General features: G+C 66.4%; 21 protein-coding genes. 4 read left to right on the forward strand and 17 right to left on the reverse strand.

All coding sequences use genetic code 11. The features are described from left to right. Window positions 1-506: 506 nt before the first annotated feature. The 3 genes from ACQR1F_RS29920 to ACQR1F_RS29930 form a co-directional block, all read right to left on the reverse strand. A complete protein-coding gene (locus ACQR1F_RS29920; RefSeq protein ID WP_434914388.1) occupies window positions 507-1,247 on the reverse strand; it encodes a metallophosphoesterase family protein in 741 nt (246 codons plus the stop codon). Between the two features lie 200 nt (window positions 1,248-1,447). After that, entirely contained in the window at window positions 1,448-2,107 is a 660-nt protein-coding gene (locus tag ACQR1F_RS29925; RefSeq protein WP_434889399.1) for a hypothetical protein, read from the reverse strand. Window positions 2,108-2,495: 388 nt separating this feature from the next. Continuing rightward, window positions 2,496-3,413, reverse strand: a complete 918-nt coding sequence (locus ACQR1F_RS29930; RefSeq protein ID WP_434914389.1) for a LysR family transcriptional regulator — start codon at window positions 3,411-3,413, stop codon at window positions 2,496-2,498. Between the two features lie 96 nt (window positions 3,414-3,509). Between ACQR1F_RS29930 and styA the strand changes: the two genes are divergently transcribed. After that, window positions 3,510-4,757: a styrene monooxygenase subunit StyA gene (gene styA / locus ACQR1F_RS29935; RefSeq protein WP_316236404.1), complete on the forward strand. Its 1,248-nt coding sequence runs from the start codon at window positions 3,510-3,512 to the stop codon at window positions 4,755-4,757. Between the two features lie 16 nt (window positions 4,758-4,773). Beyond that, window positions 4,774-5,301, forward strand: a complete 528-nt coding sequence (locus ACQR1F_RS29940) for a flavin reductase family protein (RefSeq protein WP_316236403.1) — start codon at window positions 4,774-4,776, stop codon at window positions 5,299-5,301. A 325-nt stretch (window positions 5,302-5,626) separates the two neighbouring features. On the opposite strand, the gene ACQR1F_RS29945 is transcribed toward ACQR1F_RS29940, so the two are convergent. Beyond that, window positions 5,627-6,649, reverse strand: a complete 1,023-nt coding sequence (locus ACQR1F_RS29945) for an aldo/keto reductase (RefSeq protein WP_434914390.1) — start codon at window positions 6,647-6,649, stop codon at window positions 5,627-5,629. A 176-nt stretch (window positions 6,650-6,825) separates the two neighbouring features. Between ACQR1F_RS29945 and xth the strand changes: the two genes are divergently transcribed. Both xth and bla read left to right on the forward strand, forming a co-directional pair. After that, complete coding sequence (xth, locus tag ACQR1F_RS29950) at window positions 6,826-7,617, forward strand: exodeoxyribonuclease III (RefSeq protein ID WP_434839832.1); 792 nt, start codon at window positions 6,826-6,828, stop codon at window positions 7,615-7,617. Window positions 7,618-7,631: 14 nt separating this feature from the next. Continuing rightward, window positions 7,632-8,501, forward strand: coding sequence for a class A beta-lactamase (gene bla, locus ACQR1F_RS29955; RefSeq protein WP_434914391.1), 870 nt, complete (start codon window positions 7,632-7,634; stop codon window positions 8,499-8,501). Here bla and ACQR1F_RS29960 read toward each other — a convergent pair. The 13 genes from ACQR1F_RS29960 to ACQR1F_RS30020 all read right to left on the reverse strand — a co-directional run bounded on the left by ACQR1F_RS29960 (window position 8,456) and on the right by ACQR1F_RS30020 (window position 20,298). Further along, a complete protein-coding gene (locus ACQR1F_RS29960) occupies window positions 8,456-9,301 on the reverse strand; it encodes an urease accessory protein UreD (RefSeq protein WP_434914392.1) in 846 nt (281 codons plus the stop codon). The two genes, bla and ACQR1F_RS29960, sit on opposite strands and share 46 nt — an antisense overlap. Further along, on the reverse strand, window positions 9,298-9,942 hold the full coding sequence (gene ureG, locus ACQR1F_RS29965) for an urease accessory protein UreG (RefSeq protein ID WP_434914393.1): 645 nt from the start codon (window positions 9,940-9,942) through the stop codon (window positions 9,298-9,300). Before ureG ends, ACQR1F_RS29960 begins: the two co-directional genes overlap by 4 nt. Further along, complete coding sequence (gene ureC, locus ACQR1F_RS29970; protein WP_434914394.1) at window positions 9,939-11,645, reverse strand: urease subunit alpha; 1,707 nt, start codon at window positions 11,643-11,645, stop codon at window positions 9,939-9,941. Before ureC ends, ureG begins: the two co-directional genes overlap by 4 nt. Before the next feature lie 3 nt (window positions 11,646-11,648). Next, window positions 11,649-12,347 carry an urease subunit beta gene (gene ureB / locus ACQR1F_RS29975; protein WP_434872870.1) on the reverse strand — a complete coding sequence of 233 codons (699 nt, stop codon included), beginning with the start codon at window positions 12,345-12,347 and terminating at the stop codon, window positions 11,649-11,651. An 11-nt stretch (window positions 12,348-12,358) separates the two neighbouring features. Continuing rightward, window positions 12,359-13,036, reverse strand: coding sequence for an urease accessory protein UreF (locus tag ACQR1F_RS29980; protein ID WP_434914395.1), 678 nt, complete (start codon window positions 13,034-13,036; stop codon window positions 12,359-12,361). Continuing rightward, a complete protein-coding gene (gene ureE / locus ACQR1F_RS29985) occupies window positions 13,029-13,478 on the reverse strand; it encodes an urease accessory protein UreE (protein ID WP_434914396.1) in 450 nt (149 codons plus the stop codon). Before ureE ends, ACQR1F_RS29980 begins: the two co-directional genes overlap by 8 nt. A gap of 265 nt (window positions 13,479-13,743) precedes the next feature. After that, on the reverse strand, window positions 13,744-14,046 hold the full coding sequence (locus ACQR1F_RS29990) for a putative quinol monooxygenase (protein ID WP_434882978.1): 303 nt from the start codon (window positions 14,044-14,046) through the stop codon (window positions 13,744-13,746). Continuing rightward, window positions 14,046-15,560, reverse strand: a complete 1,515-nt coding sequence (locus ACQR1F_RS29995) for an amidase (RefSeq protein ID WP_434914397.1) — start codon at window positions 15,558-15,560, stop codon at window positions 14,046-14,048. Before ACQR1F_RS29995 ends, ACQR1F_RS29990 begins: the two co-directional genes overlap by 1 nt. Before the next feature lie 86 nt (window positions 15,561-15,646). Further along, window positions 15,647-16,348 carry an ABC transporter ATP-binding protein gene (locus ACQR1F_RS30000; protein WP_316178519.1) on the reverse strand — a complete coding sequence of 234 codons (702 nt, stop codon included), beginning with the start codon at window positions 16,346-16,348 and terminating at the stop codon, window positions 15,647-15,649. Then, window positions 16,345-17,073 (reverse strand): ATP-binding cassette domain-containing protein, encoded by a 729-nt coding sequence (locus ACQR1F_RS30005; RefSeq protein ID WP_315711676.1) that lies wholly within the window; start codon window positions 17,071-17,073, stop codon window positions 16,345-16,347. The genes ACQR1F_RS30000 and ACQR1F_RS30005 overlap by 4 nt, the downstream gene beginning before the upstream one ends. 1 nt (window position 17,074) lies before the next feature. Then, window positions 17,075-18,130 carry a branched-chain amino acid ABC transporter permease gene (locus ACQR1F_RS30010; protein WP_315799793.1) on the reverse strand — a complete coding sequence of 352 codons (1,056 nt, stop codon included), beginning with the start codon at window positions 18,128-18,130 and terminating at the stop codon, window positions 17,075-17,077. Then, complete coding sequence (locus ACQR1F_RS30015; RefSeq protein ID WP_315711674.1) at window positions 18,130-18,996, reverse strand: branched-chain amino acid ABC transporter permease; 867 nt, start codon at window positions 18,994-18,996, stop codon at window positions 18,130-18,132. The genes ACQR1F_RS30010 and ACQR1F_RS30015 overlap by 1 nt, the downstream gene beginning before the upstream one ends. A gap of 63 nt (window positions 18,997-19,059) precedes the next feature. Then, window positions 19,060-20,298: an urea ABC transporter substrate-binding protein gene (locus tag ACQR1F_RS30020; protein ID WP_316236396.1), complete on the reverse strand. Its 1,239-nt coding sequence runs from the start codon at window positions 20,296-20,298 to the stop codon at window positions 19,060-19,062. Window positions 20,299-20,340: the final 42 nt, after the last annotated feature.

Below are 20,340 nucleotides of genomic sequence, written 5' to 3' on the forward strand. Positions count from 1 at the left end.
GCCAGCCTTGAGGCCGGCCGATCACCGGTCTACAAAAAAGACAGTTGCTCCCCGGGGACCGGCTGTCTTGCCCCCGTGACCGGCGGATCATCGTCCCACCGGCGTGGCCTCAGCGTCGGGAGGCCAGGACCATGCGATTTCGGCGTGCGCCAAGGCTGTTCGTCCGCACGGCATCCGCCATGCTGCAGCCCCAAGCGCCCATCGCATCCCACCCCGCGTGTCGTGACGATCGCGATACGCCCCTCGTGCCGGGGCGGGACGGCGGGATGAAAGCACGACTTCTGACAAAGCGAAACAAGAGAATTTTTCGCGGCGAGACTGGACAGGGCAAATCAGCTTGAAGGCGTTGGAGAAATGAATTTCTGCGCGCAGGCAGATTTAAAGCCGGTGTCGCCCGTTGCATCGCGCACAACAGCGATGAAGCGGCCTTGATTTGCCCGACGGGCATGGCCGATCGCATAGCGCCTCGCCAAGTACCTCGCCAAACACCGCGTCGTCGTACCCTGTCAGATCACCGCGCCCGAGGCGTAGGCGCCGGCCCAATGCGGAAAGCCGTTCTCGGCGGCGCGCGCCGCCGCGCGATCCCAGTCATAGGTCAGCGCCAGCAGCTCGGCCTGCCAATGCCCGCGGCGCTCCGTCAGCACGGCGTAGCGGGCGTGCGGCGAGCGATATTCGAGCTGGGCTGCGATCGGGATGTCGCCGAACACGGGACAGCCGACGCTGCCGGGATTGACCACCAGGGGTCCGCGCGGCACCTGCACCATCGCCTGCCGATGACTGTGGCCGCACAGCACGAGCGTGGCACCGCCGAGATTGACGAGGCGCGAGGCCAGCACGTCGCGTCGCGCCGGGACGTAGCGGCCGTCATCGAGCATCTCCTCGAGCAGAAGGGCGCAGTCGTCGTCGGGCGTGCCATGGACGGCGAGGATGCCCTGCTCCAGGGCGAGCCGTGGCGGAAGCGCATGCAACACCCGGCGCTGCTCGGCGGTCAGCGCCGCGCGAGCGAAGCGACCGGCGGGAGAGAGCTTCTCTTCCGGAAACTCCTCGATCCAGCGGTCATGATTGCCACGCACGGTCGGCAACTGCAGCGACTCCAGCAGGTCGAATGTCTCGCGCGGCCACAACGGGCTGGTCACGCAGTCGCCGAGATTGACAGTGGCATCGACCCCGCGTGTCTCGATGTCCGCGAGCACCGCCTCCAGCGCCGGCAGATTGCCATGCACATCGGAAATCACTGCCAGCCGCATCGTCGTCTCCTTCGTCACGCGGTTCGATCGGTCCGTTCAAGGCAAAGCCTTAGCATCTTCGCCATTGCGAGCGAAGCGAAGCAATCCAGGCCGCGCGTGGGACTCTGGATTGCTTCGCTCGCAATGACGGCGGAGAGGCCGGTGTCCGAAGCGACGCCAGCGGGCGGCGCGTGCCGACGATCCTCAACGAGGCGCGCGGATCACAACCTTGCAGGAACAACCGTCAACACCGGCGCGCGGCCTGCATAGCGCAGCAGCAGTCGGTGGGTCGGATAGAAGATCACGAGCGGCAGGCCGATCAGCAGCATCGCGAACCATGCCGGACCCGGCATGAAGCTCTGCGCCAGGGCATCGCTGAGGCCGAACACGTAGTTGATGTTGACCGGCAGGTCGCTGGTCGCGGGTGGCGGCGGCATCAGGAAGTAGCACACCGACAGCAGCGCCCAGGCGGCGACGGTCCAGACCGCGAAGGCGCGGCGATCATAGCCGAGCCGCCAGACCAGCCAGGCCAGCACGAACGGGAGCCAGAAATGGAAGAACGACAGGCTGCGGGTGAACAGCGGCAGCTTGGCGTCGAACATATAGGCCGTCATGCCCGTCAATGGCACGCCGGCAGCGGTGCCGAGGAAGTCGACGACCCACAACGCCTGCGGCAGGAGGATGCCGACCGCCGGCGCCGAGGCGAGCAGCGGGCTCTCCAGCCAGACCGCGGCCAGCGTGGTCAACAGCGCGACGTCGCAGAAATACAGGAAGTTGGTCGGGCCGTAGGCCATCAGATAGGTCGGCACCAGCACCGCGCAGAACGCGCTGTAGGCAAGCTTGAACCACAGCGGAATGCCCGGCTTCGCGGCCTCTTTCATCGATCCCCTGCCCCTGCAATATGACTGCTTGCGAAATCGCGCGGAGATTGCGGGCAGATGAGACGGCGCGTCAATCAGAGCGCCGGTGATGTTCATACTCAGCGTTAACAAGCGTTTGCGCTGACCGGATCTGCAGAGGAAATCGATGGCGCAGCAGCGTGCGCTGCCTGATACAGCGCCCTCTCCCCTTGCGGGAGAGGGCTGCACCGGCTTCTCGACGCACTCATTCGGGTCAGGGGTATCTCTCCGCGATCGCGGCTTGTGGAGACATCCCCTCACCCAACCGAGCTTGCCGCGCTGTCCTACAAGCCCTCTCCCGCAAGGGGAGAGGGCGCATTCACGGGCACCGCGCTCATTCTGACCTCACCTACAATGAGTTCTAACATCGCTATACTCTTGTGGCCATTGCCGCACCAATCGCGAACACGTCCGCGCGCTCGATGATCAGGTCGCGGAACAGCCGCGCGCGGTGCGACATCCATTGCGGGTCGGGATAGACGACGTGGAGCGGCAGCGACGGCACATCGTAGTCCGGCAGCAGGTGGACGAGCTTGCCGGAAGCGATGTGGCCCACCGCGCACCAGTCCGGCAGCACGGCGGCGCCGAGGCCCTCCAGTGCGGCCTGGGCCATGATGTCGGCGTCGTCGCAGGTCAGCGACGGCGTGATGCCGACGACATGTCGGCCGGTCTCGGACTCGAAGCTCCATTCGTTCTTCGGCGACAGCCGCGAATAGGTCACGCAGGGCAGCTGGCGCAGATCGTTGGGCAGGCGCGGCGGGCGGTGTCTCGCGAGCAGCGATGGCGCCGCGACCAGCAGCCGCTTGACCGTGCCGACGCGTCGCGCGACCAGCGAGCTGGAGCTGAGCACGCCGATGCGGACGGCGAGCTCGGTGCCGGTCTCGACGAGATCGACGAACTGCTCGGTGAAGCGGATGTCGAGCCGCACCTCGGGATAGCGGCGGCCGTATTCAGCAAAGATGTCGCGGAAGAAATAGCGGCCGAACGAGGTCGGCACCGTCATGCGCAGGGTGCCGGAGGGCGCGCCGACGCGCTTCGGCGATGGCACGCCGGCGCTCTCGAACAAGGTGACGATGTCCTTGGCGAGCTTGAGCACCCGGTCGGCCTCGGGCGTCGGCCGCAGCTTACGCGTGGTGCGTACGAACAGCCTGCAGCCGAACTGCTCCTCCAGGAGCGCGATGCGCTTGGTGATCGCCGGCTGTCCCAGGCCGAGATCGGCCGCAGCCTGGGTGAAGCTGCCGGCCTCCATGACGCGGATGAAGGTCTGCAGCGCGTCGATCCGGTCCATCCATTCCTCCCCGGAATGAGTTTTATTCTTGTCATTCCGTATACGGCATCCGGAGGACTGGTCTAGCCTCCAAAAAAATCAAACGGAGGGAGAGCCATGGAGAAGTCGATCGGCATCGTCGGCGCCGGCATCGGAGGGCTGCATCTGGCGCTGTATCTGCAGAAGCACGGCATCCAGGCGACCGTCCTGACGGATCGCGCGCCCGAGCAGTATGCTGCGACGCGGCTGATGAACACGGTGGCGCATCACGGCATCACGGTCGCGCGCGAGAACGAGCTCGGCGTGAACCACTGGGACGATCCCGGTGTCGTCTACCACCACCATGATCACTTCTTCAATTTTCCGGGCAGCCCCCTGCTCTTTCGCGGCGCATTCAAGCAGCCGAGCCGCGCGGTCGACTACCGGATCTACCTGCCGGCGCTGATGAAGGATTTCGAGGATCGCGGCGGCGCGATCGAATATGCCAGCATCCAGGACGACGACATTCCGGCGCTGGTGGCGCGCTTCGACCTGCTGGTGGTGTCCACCGGGAAGGGCGCGCTCGGGCGGATGTTCAGCCACCGGCCGGAGCTGTCGCCCTACAACCAGCCGCAGCGCCTGCTCTGCGTCGGGCTTTATGACGGTGTCGATCATGGCAGCCCCGATGGCGACGATCCGCGCGGCGTCACGCTGTCGGTCTCGCCGGGCCATGGCGAGATGATCGTGATCCCGACGCTGACTTTCGGCGGCATGAAGACGGCGCTGCTGATGGAGAACATTCCCGGCGGCGACATGGCCGAGCTGGTGTCGCTCAACTACGACGCCGATCCCTCAGCCTTCCGGCAGACGATGCTCGACAAGCTGGAGAAGCACCATCCGCACACCTACAACCGGATCGACACGCACCGCTTCGATCTGCAGCCGCTGGACCTCCTGCAGGGCGCCGTGGTGCCGACCGTGCGGCGCTCCTCGGTCAGCTTCGACGACGGCAAGATCGCGATCGCGCTCGGCGACGTGCACTCCGTGGTCGATCCGATGATGGGCCAGGGCGCCAACATGGCCTCCTATGCGGCGTTCGAGCTGGGCAAGGCGATCGTTGACGCCGTGGCGTTCGACGACCGCTTCGTCGAGACGGTCGATCGCGCCCGGGAGAACCGCGTGCTCGCCGCGGCGCGCTGGACCAATCTGATGCTGCAGCCGCCGTCGGAGGCGATGGGCCGGCTGATTGTCACCATGGCGCAGGATCGCGCGCTCTGCGACGAGTTCACCGACAATTTCAACTATCCGGAGCGGCAGTGGGACCGGCTGGCGAGCGACCGGCGCATTCATGCCTGGATCGATGACCGGGCAAGGCTCGCAGCGTGATGACGGAGAGAAGCCGATGAGCCATCATCCGGACCCGGCCAGCTTTCGCGCTGCCGCGTCGCGATTCTCGACAGGCGTGACTGTCGTGGCGAGCCGCGACGCCCAGGGCGCACCGGTCGGGATGACTGCGAACAGCTTCACCACGGTCTCGATGCAGCCGCCGACGGTGCTGGTCTCGCTGAAGCACGGCCGCACCTGGCAGGCGGTGAGCACCTCCGGCCGCTATGCAGTCAACGTGCTCGCGGCGGATGACGTCGCGGTCGGCCGGCATTTCGCCGGCGCACCGCTGGCGCAGGGCGCACCAAGCTTCGACGAACGCGATGGCTTCTTCCTATTGCCGCAGGCGATCGCGCAGTTCGGCTGCGAGGTCGTCAACGCGATCGAGATCGCCGACCATACGCTGTTCATCGGCGAGGTCCGCTGGTGCCGCCACCAGGAGGGCCTGCCCCTGGCCTTCTACGCCAGCCGGTTTCGCAATGGACTGGGCGCGGAGATACTGCCAAGCGACGGGCTGGCGTATCCGACGGAGGGGTGGACGATCTGATCGTTATGTGCGCGGTGGTCACGGCGCTGCGCGCCTTTGCCCACCCTCCACGTCGGCAAGAAATCTGATGCGGTTCGCCGGGACGACTTAGTGAGCCAAACATCGTCACATTGAAGACTGCGGGTCCGGCACAGTCGTGAGGCTCAACCGCCGATCGGTCCGGGGTCGATGCCCCCCGTTGTGGCGGCTCCAGAATGACCGGAGCGCGGCCACGTGACGATCGAAGCAAGATTCTACTGCCGTCCGGGCGACGTCGTCAAATGCATCGCCGCCGCAGGCACGAGGTCTGCGGCTGATGATCCACAGCAGTTCCGCCGGCCCGAGATCAGCGCCGCTCGTTCAGCATCGGGAAGCCGCGCTGATGCCAGACCGGATAGGCGGCGGGAATGTCGCTGGCCGCATCGAGCGTCGCCACCTGCTCCGTCGTCAGGCTCCAGCCGACCGCGCCGATGTTCTCCATGAGCTGGCTTTCGTTGCGGGCGCCGACGATGATGGTCGCGACCGTCGGGCGCTGCAGCAGCCAGTTCAGCGCCACCTGCGGAATGGTCTTGCCGGTCTCCTTGGCGACGCCGTCGAGCGCATCGACGACGCGATACAGCCGCTCCTCCTCGTAATGCGGTCCCGTGCCGGCGATGTCGTGGGCGCGGGTGCCGGGCTTGGCCGGCTGTCCGCGGCGGATCTTGCCGGTCAGCTTGCCCCATCCGAGCGGGCTCCAGATCACGGCGCCGACGCCCTGGTCGCGGCCCAGCGGCATCAGCTCCCACTCATAGTCGCGGTTGAGCAGCGAGTAGTAGGCCTGATGCGCGACATAGCGCGGATAGCCGTAGCGGTCGGAGGCGGCCAGCGACTTCATCAGGTGCCAGCCGGAGAAGTTGGAGCAGCCGATGTAGCGGATCTTGCCGGCGCGCACGAGCTGGTCGAGCGTGGACAGCGTCTCCTCCACCGGCGTGTTGTAGTCCTGGCCGTGCAGCTGGAACAGGTCGATGTGGTCGACGCCGAGCCGCGCGAGCGAGCCGTCGATCGCCTCGATCAGATGCTGGCGCGAGGAGCCATAGTCGTTCGGGCCACTGCCTTTCGGGAACGTCGCCTTGGTCGAGATCAGCAGGCGGTTGCGCTTGCCTTTGATGGCCTGGCCGAGAATGCTCTCGGCCAGGCCGTCCGAATAGACGTCGGCGCTGTCGAACATCGAGAGGCCATGATCGAGGCAGACGTCGATCAGCCGGGAGGCGCCGTCAGCGTCGGTCCCGCCCCAGGCCTTGAAGAAGTCGTTGCTGCCGCCAAAGGTCGCGGTGCCGAAGCTGAGCGCGGGCACGCGGAGGCCGGAATGGCCGAGACGTCGATGGTCCATCATGATCTCCCTGGGTGTTGGCCGCATGAATACGCGCAGCGCGCGCCCCCGACCATGCCGCACCGTGCATGGCATTGTTGCACCGCCTGTGATTCCGACGCCATTCGCCTTGACCGGAGTGGTCGCGGCTTGATCTAACCGGGGCCGTTTCTCTTTCCCCCCGGGAACCTCAGGCCATGCGTATCGCCACTTGGAACGTCAATTCGGTCCGGCAGCGGATCGATCACCTTCTGACCTGGCTCAAGGAATGCTCCCCGGACATCGTCTGCCTGCAGGAAATCAAGTGCACGGACGACGCATTCCCGCGGCTGGAGATCGAGGCGCTCGGCTACAACGTCGTGACCCACGGTCAGAAGACCTTCAACGGTGTCGCGCTGCTGTCGAAGCTGCCGTTCGATGAAACCAAATCGGGTCTGGATGGCGACGCCGAGGACGTGCATGCGCGCTTCCTGGAGGGCGTGGTCAGCCTCAAGAGCGGGGTGGTGCGCATCGCCTGCCTCTATCTGCCCAACGGCAACCCGCCGAACACGGAAAAATATCCCTACAAGCTCAAATGGATGTCGCGGCTTCGTGACTACGCGCGTGAACGGCTGAAGACCGAGGAGCCGCTGATCCTCGCAGGTGACTTCAACGTGATCCCCGCCGCCGACGACGTCTCCAACCCCGAGGCCTGGGTCGAGGACGCGCTATTCCGTCCCGAGACGCGGGAGAGCTTCCAGTCGCTGCTCGGCCTCGGGCTCACCGACGCGCTGCGCGCCGTCACCGACGCGCCGGGGCAGTACACGTTCTGGGACTATCAGGCCGGCGCCTGGCAGAAGAACATGGGGATCCGGATCGATCACCTGCTGCTGTCGCCGCAGGCCAGCGACCGGCTGGTCGAGGTCGGCGTCGACAGCTATGTCAGGGCCTGGGAGAAGCCGTCGGATCACGTGCCGGTGTGGGCCGATTTCGATCTCGAGACGGCGTAACTCGAGGACAGTCGATGACGATCTACACACGGCGGCAATTGTTTCCGCTCGCACTTGTGCCGCTGCTGGTGGCGAAGCCGGCGCTCGCCGCCGACCTTCAGGCGACGATCGCCGGCATCGAAGCCGACAGCGGCGGGCGGCTCGGCGTGGCCCTGCTGGACACCGCGAGCGGCGCGCTCGGCGGCCATCGGCTCGACGATCGATTCCCGATGTGCAGCACCTTCAAGGCGCTGCTGGCGGGCGCGATCCTCACCAAGGTCGATTCCGGCACCGAGCAGCTGGCACGCCGCATTCCGATCGCGCAAGGAGACATCCTGTCCTATGCGCCGGTCACCAAGGCCTATGTGGGGACGTCGGGCCTGTCGGTCGGCGAATTGTGCGAGGCGACCGTGACGCTCAGCGACAACACCGCGGCGAATCTGCTGCTGGCGACGCTCGGCGGCCCCGCCGGCTTGACCCGCGCCATCCGCGGCTTCGGCGACGCCATCACCCGGCTCGACCGCATCGAGCCCGCGCTCAATGAAAGCGTGCCCGGCGATCCGAGGGACACCACCACGCCCGCGGCGATGGCCCAGACCTTGGCGAAGCTGACCACCGGCACTGCGCTGTCGGCGGCGTCGCGCGATGTCCTGAATGGCTGGCTGATCGCCTGCAAGACCGGTGGCGCCAAGCTGCGCGCCGGCCTGCCCGGCGAATGGCGCATCGGCGACAAGACCGGCGCGGGCGAGCGCGGCAGCAGCAACGATGTCGCCGTGATCTGGCCGACAGGGCGCGCGCCGGTCCTCGTGAGCAGCTATCTTACCGAGACCAAGGCCAGCGACGACAAGCGCAACGCGGTTCACGCAGCGGTCGGCCGCGCCGTCGCCGCCGCGCTCGGGGCCTGAGCCGCCGCCTCGCGATAGATCGCGGCGATCGCGTCGAATCCGGTGCGCAGGTGGCGCATCTGGCGGCCCGCGAGGCGCACGCCGAGACCGGCGCGCTCCGGCAGCAGGCTTGCCGCGGCGTAGAGGCCGTCGATGCAGGACAGCGCATCGGCGAGACGCTGGCGGAGCGCGGCGAGATCGTTCGTCGGCGGCAGCATCAGAACGGCCGAGCCGAACGCGCGATGACCGTTGAAGACCGCGACATCAGGATCGCTCAGATGCATACGGTCGATGAGGAGCGGCTCCTCGCCCGTCCGGCGCACGACGAGCGCGGAGTCGAGCTCGCGGAACAAGCGTCCTTGCCCGTCCGGGTCATGCATCGTGAAGGCGTCGGTCACCAGCGCCGATGCATCGGCGGCGCAGTTCAGGTCGAGCACCTGGCACAGGGCCGCCCCGGGAAAGAGGATGCGCGGCTCCGGCCGATAGTCGAGCCTGGCGCCGGTCGCGACCCGGAGCAGAACCTGCTCCTTGGCACGTGCGCCCGGCTCGGCGCGATGTACTGAGGTGGCGCCCTGCGTGGCCACGCAAACGGCTGTACCCGCAGATAGCGTGAAGCGCTGCGTCAACCGGTCCTCGCCGTGCACGGCGCCACTGCCGGTCTGCAGGATCACGCTGAGGCAATCCGGCCGCGCGGCATCGGTGTGGAAGCTGCGCGTCAGCACGAACGGCCAGGCAAACAGCCGGCGATCGATCACGGTGCGGCCGCCGCGGCGGGCGAAGGAGAGATCGAGCCGCGGCGGCTCTGGGGCTGAAGCGCTCACGTGCGGAACAGCACCTCGCGCTCGAGCAGGTCGACGACCGCTTCAACGCCCTCACCGCGCCGGCAGTTGGTCAAGAGCACCGGCCGGCCGTCGCGCACAGCGGCGGCCTCGCGCTGCATGCGTGCGAGATCGACGCCGACATGAGGGGCGAGATCGACCTTGTTGATGACCAGGAGATCGGCGCGGATGACGCCAGGGCCGCGCTTGCGCGGGATGTCGTCGCCGCCGGCGACGTCGATCACGAACATCCAGAAATCGGTGAGGTCGCGCGAGAAGGTCGAGGCGAGATTGTCGCCGCCGCTCTCCAGCAGGATCAGCTCGACGCCGGGAAAGCGCCGCTCCAGTTCGTCGGCGGCCTCGATGTTGAGCGTCGGATCCTCGCGGATCACCGTGTGCGGACAGGCGCCGGCCTCCACCGCCGAGACCCGCTCGGGGTCGATCAGGCCGGAGCGCCGCACGCGCTCGGCATCTTCGGCGGTGACGAGATCGTTGGTGATGACGGCGATGTCGATGCCGCGCGCCTGCAGCGCCGGGATCAGCTGCTCGACCAACGCGGTCTTGCCGGAGCCGACGGGGCCGCCGATGCCAACGCGCGCGGCCGTCATCGGCGCATCGGCGCGGGTGAGAGCGAGACGGCTCATCGCAGCATGAACCTCCTCGCGAGCGGCACGGTTGTCGCGGGCGGGCACATCAAGAGCTTGCCGTCGGCGCGGACCTCGAAGGTCTGCGGATCGACCTCGACATGCGGCATCGCCGCGTTGCGGACCATGTCGGTCTTGCGCAGGCGGCGCACGTTCTTGATCTGCACCGTCTCGCGGCCGAGCCCGAGCCTGCCGCGGATGCCGGCGTCGACCGCGAGCTTCGACATGAAGTTGACGCCGAGCCGCTGTGGCGCCGCGCCCAGCGCGCCCCACATCCGCTTCTGGATCATCGGCTCCGACAGGCCGAGGCTGCCGTTGCCGTCGCCCATCGCGGCCCAGACCGGGAAGCCGTTCTTGATCACCATGTAGGGCTTCAAGCCGAACGAGGCGCGCGGCCACAGCACGAGATCGGCCATCTTGCCGACCTCGATGGAGCCGACGACATAATCGATGCCGACGGCAACAGCGGGGTTGATCGTCAGCTTGGCGATGTAGCGCTTGATGCGCTCATTGTCGGCGCGCGCGGTGGTCTCCTCCGGCAGGCGGCCAATGCGGTCCTTCATCACGCTGGCGAGCTGCCAGCATTTGGCGACGTTCTCGGCGAGCCGGCCCATGCCCTGCGTATCCGTGCCGAAGATCGAGATCGCGCCCATGTCGTGCAGGAAATCCTCCGCCGCCATCGACTGCGCGCGCACCCTGGACTCGCCGAACATGACGTCCTCGGGCGAATTGTAGTTGAGCTGATGACAGATCATCGTCATCGGCACGCCCTCCTCCATCCCATAGGAGGTGTAGGGATTGGTCGGGTTGGTCGAGGACGGGATGACGTTGGGCCAGGACACCACCTTGAGCAGGTCGGGCGCATGGCCGCCGCCGGCGCCCTCGACGTGGTACATGTGGATGGTGCGGCCATCGACCGCCGCCATCGTGTCCTCGCAGAAGCCGTATTCGTTGATCGAGTCGGTGTGCAGATGCACCGCGAAGTCGTGACGATCCGCCGCGATCAGGGTCTTGTCGATGACATCGGGCGACGCGCCAAAGTCCTCGTGGATCTTGACCGACATGCCGCCGGCCGCGACCGCCTCCTCGACCGCTGCGGGATTGGAGCCGCCGCGGCCGAACAGCGCGTAGTTCAGCGGCGAGAACTCGATCGACTTGAGGAAATGGCCGAAGTTCGGGCCCGAGCCTGAGCCGACGTCGAACACCGGCCCCGAGCCGTTGCCGACCATCGTGGTGGTGCCGCCGGCCAGCGCGTGATCCGACTGCTCCGGCGAGATCAGATGCGCGTGGCTCTCGATCGCGCCCGCGGTGACGATGAACGGGCCGCCGGCGATCGGCGCGGTGGTGTGACCGACCACCATGTCCGGATGCACGTCCGGCATGATGTCGGGATTGCCGGCCTTGCCGATGCCGACGATGCGGCCGTCGCGGATGCCGATGTCGGCCTTCACGATGCCGATCACGGCGTCGACGATGGTCGCGTTCTTGACGACGACGTCGAGGGCCTTGTGAGTGGACGTCCGGTGCGCCGCGACGGCCTCGCCGTCGCGGATGTTCTTGCCGGCACCGACCAGCAGCTCATGGCCGTAGGTCGTGTAGTCGTGCTCGATCTCGGCGAGCAGGCTGGTGTCGGCGAGCCGGACGAGATCGCCTTTCGTGGGACCGTAAAGCTCGGCATACGCTTGCCGTGTCAGTGTTGCCATGACCTAGGCTCCGAGATAGCCACGCGATTGCGCGAGCTTCAGCGCGGCGTCGCGCGCGCCGGGCGCATCAAGCGGACCATTGACCAGCCCGGCCTGGCCGCGCACGATCCGGTCGCCGGTGATCGGCACCAGCCGCACCGATTTGAAGATCCCCGGTTCGAAGCGCATGCCGAGCCCCGCGGGGCGATCGATCTTCATGCCCCAGGCGGCGGCGCGGTCGAAGCGCAGCGCGCGATTGACCTCGAAGAAGTGGGTGTGGCTGCGCACCTGGATGTCGCGGTCGCCGGTGTTGACGACGTCGATGGTGACCGCCGGCAGCTCCGTGAACATCGCGATGTCGTCGCCGCCGGCGATGATCTCGCCGGGTACGATCTCCTCGGCGGCTGCGCCTTCGGCCGGCTGGATCGGCTCGAACAGCGCCATCACCTTGGTCCCCTCGGCAAACATCAGCTCGACATAGAGCATCGGGATCATCTGCGCGACGCCGGGCTCGACGTCATCGGTGGTCAGCAACCGGCCGGCCATGTCGCGGATCTCGGCATAGGGCCGATTGCGCCGCGCCGCGGTCATCACCTCATCGGTGATGTAGGCGACCGCCTCGGGATGGCTCAGCTTGATGCCCAGCAAGCGATTGCGCCGCGCCATCTGCGCGGCGTTGAAGATCACGAGACGATCCAGCTCGGTCGGCGACAGGTTCATCATGGCGCGGCACCTCAGGTCGTGAACATGCGCACATGCCGCAACGGCCCGCGCGACACGGCGATTTCGATGAAGGGCGTGAAGCTCGACGGCATCGCGTCGTCGTCGGGTGTGCCGTTGAGCAGATCGCCGAGCCGTGCGCGGGCGCGCGCCAGGCTCTGCTGCGAGTCGATGTGGCCGATCAGGCCGAGCCGCACCGCGGCGCTGACGAGGCCAGTGATGAGGGTCCAGCCGGAGACGAGCTCGGCGGCATCGAGGCTCAGGCCGGCATCACGGCCGGCGATCGCCTGCACCACGGCGAGGTGTCCAAGTCTCGGATCGGCCGAGACGCGCGCGCGGTAGGACACGGACAAGGGGCCTGCAAGCTTGACCCAGACGCCGAGCAACGCCCTGCCCGCACGCCGCGAGCCCTCGCGCATCTCGGCCGACGGCGTCGTGGCCTCGGCGAGGCGATCCACGGCTACCATCGCCGCGGTATCGCCAGCGTGCCAGGCGCGCCGCAGCAGGATGCGATCCATCGTGGCCCAGCGCTGCGCAAGGTGATCGGCAATGACGCCGTCGAGATCGCTGCGGTCGGACAGCAGGCCATCGGCGGCGAGGCCTTCGATGCCCCAAGAGAAGGCAAAGCCGCCGGCGGGAAAGGCGCTGTCGCCGAGTTGCAGCAGGGCCAGCGTCTCGCCGCGGTCAAACATGCGCGCGCTCCACGACTTCGCCGGCGTCGAGCAGCGGCTTGATCCGCGCACGGTAGGTCTCGATCGGGGCGTCGAGCAGTACGACGAGGCTGTCGCCCTCGAAGCGGACGCGCCAGTGCAGATTGCCGGCATGCCAACCGAGCTTGAGCGCGCTGGCCTCGTCACGCGCCTTGAGGCGCAGCATATGCTGCTCGCCAAAACGTGCGATGATGGCGCGATCGGAGTCGAGATGCAGCAGCGCGCCGTCGACCAGCTCCTCGTCGCGATCCAGGCTGACGGCGCAGTCGGTGCCGCGATCGGTGGTCAGGCGGAAGCGCTTGCGGCCGGCATCCTCCGGCGGCACGAACAGCAACTCGATGCCACCGCGATGCTCCAGCGCGTGGATGCGGCCGGCATAAGCCTTGTCGCTCGCGCGTCCCAGGATGCCGTGCAGACGGAGCATCGGCGATGTTCCTCTTGTTGTTCTGCGCTCGTCGTTTGGGGCCTCATGGTTCGAGACGCCAGCCAAAGGACGGGCTTCTCACCATGAGGATCGAGATAGAGGGCGGGACTTGCATGCGGTGTGGCCGCAAGCCCCGTACGATTTTGCATGAGGCTCGCTTTGGCCGAAGACTTTCATCCGGCCAAACCCGAAGCCCTCGTCGAGAGGAGCCCGCCCTTGGCGGGCATCTCGAAGAACGGTTGGTGTGGTCATCTCTCGCCGCGCCCTACCGCATCGTCGCCGAGACCTCCTGCGAGGTCACGAGAATGACCTCGCCGTCGAGGATCGGCTTGGCGATGCCGAAGAAGGTCGCCACCGCGGCGGAGCCGTTGTGGCGGTCCATCGCGGCCTTGTCGGCGAAGCGCTCATAGGTGGTGAACAGACCGGGCTCGGTCTCGCTCTGCGAGATGAAGAACCCGATCGTCTCCAGTTCGTTGGCCGCGACATGGGCCGCGACGGCGACGAGGGCGTCGCGCATCGTGGCCTCTTGTCCCGCCTTGGCCCTGATGACCGCGGTGATGGTGATCATCAGAAGGTCTTCCAGTCGCCGTCGGCCTCGAACGCCGCCGCCGCCTGGTAGATCGTGGACTCGGCGTAGTCCTTGCCGATCAGCATCAGGCCGACCGGCAGGCCATCCGAGAGGCCGCACGGCACGGTCATCGCGGGATGACCGGTGACGTCGAACGGGCTCGTCGTCGCCGTCATCTCGAAGGCGCGCTGCACCACCTCGGCGAGCGGCGCGTCCTTGGCCGGGATCGGCGTGGCGACGCACGGCAGGGTCGGCATCAGCAAGAGGTCGTAGGAGCCGAACATCGCGTCATAGGCCGCCTTCGCCTGGATCGCGATGTTGCGCGACTTGGCGTAGTAGCGGCCGCGGTAGTGCTCGAGGCCCCACTGCCCGACCAGCATGGTCAGCTTCAACGTCACCGACAAATCGTCAGCGCGCGTGCGCCAGCCGGAATGCGCGTCGAGCAGGCCGACGTCGTAGAGGCCCTTCCAGTTGAAGCCCATGCCGTTGCCGAGCATCATCTGCACCAGGAAACCTTCCAGCGTGATCGGATTCCACGCCGCCAGCGCATGCATGTGCTCGGGGATCGAGACCTCCGACACCGACGCGCCCATCTTGGCGAAGCGCTCCGCGCCGGCCTTGACCTTGCTGACCACGCCCTCTTCCATGTTCGGCGCGCTGAAGCCTTCCTTGAGCACGCCGATCTTGAGGCCCTTGACGCCCTTGCCGAGCGCCTCGGTGTAGGCCGAGACCTTCGGCGCATATTGCCGCGGGTCGAGGCCGTCGGCGCCGGCCAGCACTTCGAGCAGCAGCGCGTTGTCGGCGACCGACTTGGTCATCGGCCCGGTGTGGTCGATCGTCGACTCGATCGGCATGACGCCGGTGTACGGAACGAGACCGTGCGTCGCCTTCATGCCGTAGATGCCGCAATAGGACGCGGGAATGCGGATCGAGCCGCCCTGGTCGCCGCCGATCGACATGTCGACCTCGCCGGCCGCCACCAGCGCAGCGCTGCCCGAGGACGAGCCGCCGGCCGAATAGCCCATCTTCCAGGGATTGTGCACCGGCGCCGGATCGGAGGTATGGCTGCCGCCGGACAGGCAGAAGTGCTCGCACACGGCCTTGCCGACGATGGTGCCGCCGGCATCGAGGATACGCGACACGATGGTGGCATCAGCCGCGGGAATGAAGCCTTCGAGCGTGGTCGATCCGTTCATCATGGGAACGCCGGCGAGCGCGACGTTGTCCTTCAGCACCACGGTGCGGCCGGCGAGCTTGCCGGAGCCTGCGCCCTTCACCTCGGTCTTGATCGCCCAGGCATTGTACTTGTTCTCTTTCGCCGGCGGCTTGGCGCCCGGCGTGCGCGGATATTTCACCGGCGGCAGCGGGTTCGGCAGCTCATCGATGATGTCGTACTGGTCGAACATGCCGCCCATCAGCGACAGATATTCGGCGGCCTCCTCGACCGTCATGTTCATGTGCAGGCTGGCGGCGAGATCGGCAACTTCCTCGGCATTCGGGCGTTTGATGGACATGAGTCATCCTTTCTTGTGAGGACAAGCTGGGCAGAGACAGCAAATTGTCAGTTCAATGGGCCGGCGCGCGCGCGCCGGTACGGGCTCTAGCTCGGGATCATCTGACCTTCCCGGGCCAGGAGAGTCTCACGGTCGAGTTCCTCGGTGATACGCCCCTTCTGGATGTGCAGGATGCGATCCGATAACGACGTGATGAATTCGAGGTTCTGCTCGACCACGATCAAAGACATCTTCCAGCGCGACTTCAACGCCAGCAGCGTCTCGATGATCTCCTCGATGATCGACGGCTGGATGCCTTCGGTCGGCTCATCCAGCAGGATCAGCTTGGGCTTTGTGCACAGGCAGCGCGCCAGTGCCAGCAATTGCTGCTCGCCGCCCGACAGCGCGCCGCCGCGACGGTCGAGCAGCCGCACCAGGCGCGGAAAATCCTGCAGCACGGCATCGATGACACTGCGGTCCTCCTTCGGCGCCGCAGCGAGCCCCATGCGCAGATTTTCCATGACCGACAGGTCCGGAAAGATCTCGCGGCCCTGCGGCACCAGGCCGATGCCGAGCCGAGAGCGCTCGTGCGGCTTCAGATGCGTGATGGCTCGGCCTGCGAACACCACCGAGCCGTCGGTGGTCGGCAGATGCCCCATCAAGGTGCGCAGCGCCGTGGTCTTGCCCATGCCGTTATGGCCGAGGATGCCGAGATATTCGCCGTCGGCCACCGTCAGGTCGACGCCGAACAGGATCGGAATCCGGCCATAGCCGGACTTGAGCCCCTTGACCTCGAGAAGCGCGCTCATGCCGCCACCTTCTTGCCGAGATAGACGTCGCGCACGCGCTGGTCGGCGAGCACCTTGTCGACGGTGTCCTCAACCAGCACGCGCCCCTGGTGGAATACGGTCACGCGCTTGGCAATCTGCTTGATGAACTCCATGTCGTGCTCGACGACGACGATGGCCCGGGTCTGGTTGATCTCGCGGATGATCGCGGCGGTGTGGAAGGTCTCCTCGTCGGTCATGCCGGCGGCGGGCTCGTCGAGCAGGATCAGCTCCGGCTCGGCGGCGAGCACCATGCCGATCTCGACCCATTGGCGCTGGCCGTGCGACAAGGTCGCGACGATACTGTCGGCGTAGTCGGTCAGCCGGATCATCTCCAGCACGGCATTGACCGCCGGCCCCTGCTGCCGCGGCGTTGCCTTGCGCCGTACCGCCATCCAGATGTTCTCACGCACCGAGAGGCCGTTGAACACGTTCGGGACCTGGGTCTTGATGCCGATGCCCATGCGCGCGATCTCGTGCGACAGCTTTCCCGCGATCGGCATGCCGCGGAACGCGATGCTGCCCGACGTCGGCACCAGTTGTCCGGTCAGCGTCTTGAAGAACGTGCTCTTGCCGGCGCCGTTTGGGCCGATCAGGCAGCGCAGCTCCATCTCCTGCAGGGTGAACGTGATGTCGTCATTGGCGACCACGCCGCCGAAGCGCATCGTCAGGTGCTCGGCCTTGAGCAGAGGAACGAGGTCGGCCATGTCACTCGGCTCCTGCAGGATGCGGCGCCGCCGCTGACGGGACCGGCGGACCATTGGTCTTCGGCTTCTTGTCCGGGATCAGCCGCATCACCAGATCACGCGCGGTCGGGAAGATGCCCTTCGGCAGGAGCAGCACGAACACCACGAGTACGCCGCCGAGAACGAGGTTGGAGTTCAGGAGCTGCTGCGAGCCGATATAGGCGACGATGTACTCGATCACGACGCAGCCGATGATCGGCCCGAGCAAGGTGCCGAGCCCGCCGACCGTGATCCAGATGATGATCTCGGCGGACAGCGACAGGCTGAAGATGGTCGGGCTGACGAAGGCGCCCCAGTTGACGTAGAGCGCGCCGGCAAGACCGGCGATGGCGCCGCCGAGGATGAAGGTCAGGCACTTCACCAGCCGCGGATCGTAGCCGAGCAGCGACGCCCGCACCTCGTTCTCGCGCACCGCGACGATGATGCGCCCGGCCGGCAGCGCCAGCAGCAGCCGCAGCAGCAGGAACACGCCGAGCAGCACGTAGGCGGTGGTCCACCACGACTGCTCGGGCGACAGCACGGTCGACGGATCGAACGGCATGTTGAAGGTCGGCACCGCCGGCATGCCGTTGAAGCCGCCGAGCAGCGCCTTGCCGATCTTGTAGGCGTCGCCCGAGGTCGAATTGACCGAGTTGAACAGGATCAAGGTGACGGTGAGCGTGATGACGCCGAGATAGACGTCGGAGATGCGGCCGAAGAAGATGAAGTAGCCGAGGATCGCCGCGAACAGCGCAGGCACGGCGATCGCCAGCAGGATCGCCGGCGTCGAGTCCTGGAAGTTGACGGCAGCGATCGCGTAGGCATAGCCGCCGAGGCCGAAGAAGGCGGTTTGGCCGAACGACAGGATGCCGCCATAGCCCCAGATGAAGGCGAGGCTCAGCGCCAGAACCGACATCGCGGCGAACAACGTCAGTTGCATCAGGCCGAACAACTCGATCACGCTCGGCATGATCGCGATCACGCCAATGGCGACGACGGTCCCCGCGGCCTGGAGAGCGAGGCGAAGGCGCTTGTCCATCACAGGTTCCCCTTGAAGAAGCGCCCGGAGATGCCCTGCGGCAGCAGACGGATGAGCACGATCGCGGTGGTGAAGACGATCACCTCGCCATAGACGGGCGTGGTGAAATAGGCACCGATCTGGTTGACCGAGCCGAACAGGCTCGCCGCCGAGAGCGTGCCCGACAGGATCGCCGCGCCGCCGCCAACCACCGTCATGAAGGCCTTGGCGACATAGGCGCCGCCCATCACCGGCGTGATGCCGGACACCGGCGCCAGCAGGCCGCCGGCGAGACCCGTCACGGCGGCCCCGAGCGCGAACGTGCTCATGTAGACGCGGGCCGGGTTGACGCCGAGCGTCGCCGCCATCGCCGGGTTCTGCATCGTGGCGCGGGCGACCAGGCCGAACCGGGTGTAGCGCATCACGCCGTAGATGATGGCCATCATGACGGCCGCCATCAGTGCAAGGAACAGCGTGTAGTAGCTCGACTGGTACGAGCCGATCGAGAAGCCGCCGAGCGGCGTCGGCACGCCCTGCTGGGTGTTGCCGTAGATCGTGGTGATGATGCCGATGATCAGGAGGCTGAGGCCCCAGGTCGCGAGCATGGAATCGACCAGGCGGCCGTAGAGAAACCGGATCAGGCAGCGCTCGATCACGAGGCCGACGATGCCGACGAACAGGGGCGCGATGATCAGCATCGCGATCCAGATGTTCACCCCGGCATTGGCCGAGATCACGGTGGCGTAGGCGCCGAGCATGATGAACTCGCCATGGGCGAGGTTGATGATCTTCATCATGCCGAAGATGATCGCCAGTCCCAGGCAGAGCAGGAACAGCGATGAGATTCCATTGAGGACGTCGAGCGCGAGGATGACGTAGATCGCCATGCGGGGTCTTTCAGGGCAGTCCAAGGAAACCGGGTCCCGCCGGATGGCGGGACCCGGCACGCGTCAGAGATTGATGATGTACTGCTTGACGTCGTTCGGGTTCTTGACGAGGTCACAGACGCTCGCGGTGTCCGCGGGCTTGGCGTCGGTGTAGGTCTCGAGCACCGACCATTTGCGGTCCTTCACCTCGGCCAGGAACGCGTTGCGGACGGTGTGATGGGTCTGCTTGTCCAGCGAGACCTTGCCGCTCGGGCCGTCGAACACGAGGCCGCTTTCGAGCGCCTCGATCACCTTCATGCGGTCGATGCTGCCGGCCTTCTTGACGCCTTCAGCCCAGAGCATGACGCCCTCATAGGTGCACGAGGCGAGCTCGCTGATGTAAGGCGAATCCGGATGCGCCTTCTTGATCTTCTCGACGAAGCTCTTGGAGGCCGGCGTGGTCAGCTCCTCGAAATAGCCGTAGGCCCCGATGACCCCATCGCTCTCCGCCGCATCCAATGTCGAGGGCTCGTTGACGAGGCCGAAAGTGGTCGAGGCGATCGGGATCTTCCCCTTCATGCCGGCCGCGGTCCACTGCCGGTAGAACGCGGTGTGGTTGCCGCCGACCAGCGCCGACAGGATGAGGTCGGGCTTGGCCGCCTGGATCTTCGAGATGGTCGAGCCGAAATTGGTGACGTCGAGCGGGAAGAAGTCGGTCGCCAGGATCTCGCCGCCATTGTCCTTGCAGTATTTGGTCATCCACTTCGCGGTGATCTGACCGTAATTGTAGTCGGCCGCGATGATGTAGGCCTTCTTGCCGGACTTCTTCATCGCGCTCGGCACAAGCTTCTCCACCGTCTGCGCCGGCGTCGTGCCGGTGCAGAAGGTGTTGCGGTCGCAGACGCCGCCTTCATACAGCGTGTTGTAGAAGTACAGCACCTTGAAGCGGTCGAAGGTCGGACGGATCGCCTCGCGCGAGGCCGAGGTGATGCCGCCGTGAACGACGTCGACCTTGTCCTTGACCGCCAGCTGCTGGGCGTATTGCGAGTACATCTGGATGTTGGACTGAGTGTCGTAGTGGATCACCTTCAAGGGACGCCCGAGCAGGCCGCCCGCGGCGTTGATCTCCTCAACGGCCAGCTGCAGCGCGTAGACCATCGGCGTGCCGGAGGTGCCGATGGGACCGGACTGGTCGTGCAGGCTGCCGACCGTGATCGGGTTCTCGGCCGCGAGCGCACCCGAGCGCAGCACGGCGGGTGCCGCGATCAATGTCGAGGTCGCGATGGCCGAGCGTTGCAGGAAACGACGTCGGGAGAGAGTCATAAAGGTCCCCATGGGTTGATGATGCTGGTTCATGATCCGCGA

Origin of the sequence: Bradyrhizobium sp. HKCCYLS3013 (assembly GCF_051167615.1) — a bacterium.
GTDB lineage: Bacteria > Pseudomonadota > Alphaproteobacteria > Rhizobiales > Xanthobacteraceae > Bradyrhizobium.

Excerpts from the sequence above, each read along its gene's own strand:
- ACQR1F_RS29920 (WP_434914388.1), bottom strand. The coding sequence starts at position 1,247 with ATGCGGCTGGCAGTGATTTCCGATGTGCATGGCAATCTGCCGGCGCTG.
- ACQR1F_RS29925 (WP_434889399.1), bottom strand. The coding sequence starts at position 2,107 with ATGAAAGAGGCCGCGAAGCCGGGCATTCCGCTGTGGTTCAAGCTTGCC.
- ACQR1F_RS29930 (WP_434914389.1), bottom strand. The coding sequence starts at position 3,413 with ATGGACCGGATCGACGCGCTGCAGACCTTCATCCGCGTCATGGAGGCC.
- styA (WP_316236404.1), top strand. The coding sequence starts at position 3,510 with ATGGAGAAGTCGATCGGCATCGTCGGCGCCGGCATCGGAGGGCTGCAT.
- ACQR1F_RS29940 (WP_316236403.1), top strand. The coding sequence starts at position 4,774 with ATGAGCCATCATCCGGACCCGGCCAGCTTTCGCGCTGCCGCGTCGCGA.
- ACQR1F_RS29945 (WP_434914390.1), bottom strand. The coding sequence starts at position 6,649 with ATGGACCATCGACGTCTCGGCCATTCCGGCCTCCGCGTGCCCGCGCTC.
- xth (WP_434839832.1), top strand. The coding sequence starts at position 6,826 with ATGCGTATCGCCACTTGGAACGTCAATTCGGTCCGGCAGCGGATCGAT.
- bla (WP_434914391.1), top strand. The coding sequence starts at position 7,632 with ATGACGATCTACACACGGCGGCAATTGTTTCCGCTCGCACTTGTGCCG.
- ureG (WP_434914393.1), bottom strand. The coding sequence starts at position 9,942 with ATGAGCCGTCTCGCTCTCACCCGCGCCGATGCGCCGATGACGGCCGCG.
- ureC (WP_434914394.1), bottom strand. The coding sequence starts at position 11,645 with ATGGCAACACTGACACGGCAAGCGTATGCCGAGCTTTACGGTCCCACG.
- ureB (WP_434872870.1), bottom strand. The coding sequence starts at position 12,347 with ATGATGAACCTGTCGCCGACCGAGCTGGATCGTCTCGTGATCTTCAAC.
- ACQR1F_RS29980 (WP_434914395.1), bottom strand. The coding sequence starts at position 13,036 with ATGTTTGACCGCGGCGAGACGCTGGCCCTGCTGCAACTCGGCGACAGC.
- ureE (WP_434914396.1), bottom strand. The coding sequence starts at position 13,478 with ATGCTCCGTCTGCACGGCATCCTGGGACGCGCGAGCGACAAGGCTTAT.
- ACQR1F_RS29990 (WP_434882978.1), bottom strand. The coding sequence starts at position 14,046 with ATGATCACCATCACCGCGGTCATCAGGGCCAAGGCGGGACAAGAGGCC.
- ACQR1F_RS29995 (WP_434914397.1), bottom strand. The coding sequence starts at position 15,560 with ATGTCCATCAAACGCCCGAATGCCGAGGAAGTTGCCGATCTCGCCGCC.
- ACQR1F_RS30000 (WP_316178519.1), bottom strand. The coding sequence starts at position 16,348 with ATGAGCGCGCTTCTCGAGGTCAAGGGGCTCAAGTCCGGCTATGGCCGG.
- ACQR1F_RS30005 (WP_315711676.1), bottom strand. The coding sequence starts at position 17,073 with ATGGCCGACCTCGTTCCTCTGCTCAAGGCCGAGCACCTGACGATGCGC.
- ACQR1F_RS30010 (WP_315799793.1), bottom strand. The coding sequence starts at position 18,130 with ATGGACAAGCGCCTTCGCCTCGCTCTCCAGGCCGCGGGGACCGTCGTC.
- ACQR1F_RS30015 (WP_315711674.1), bottom strand. The coding sequence starts at position 18,996 with ATGGCGATCTACGTCATCCTCGCGCTCGACGTCCTCAATGGAATCTCA.
- ACQR1F_RS30020 (WP_316236396.1), bottom strand. The coding sequence starts at position 20,298 with ATGACTCTCTCCCGACGTCGTTTCCTGCAACGCTCGGCCATCGCGACC.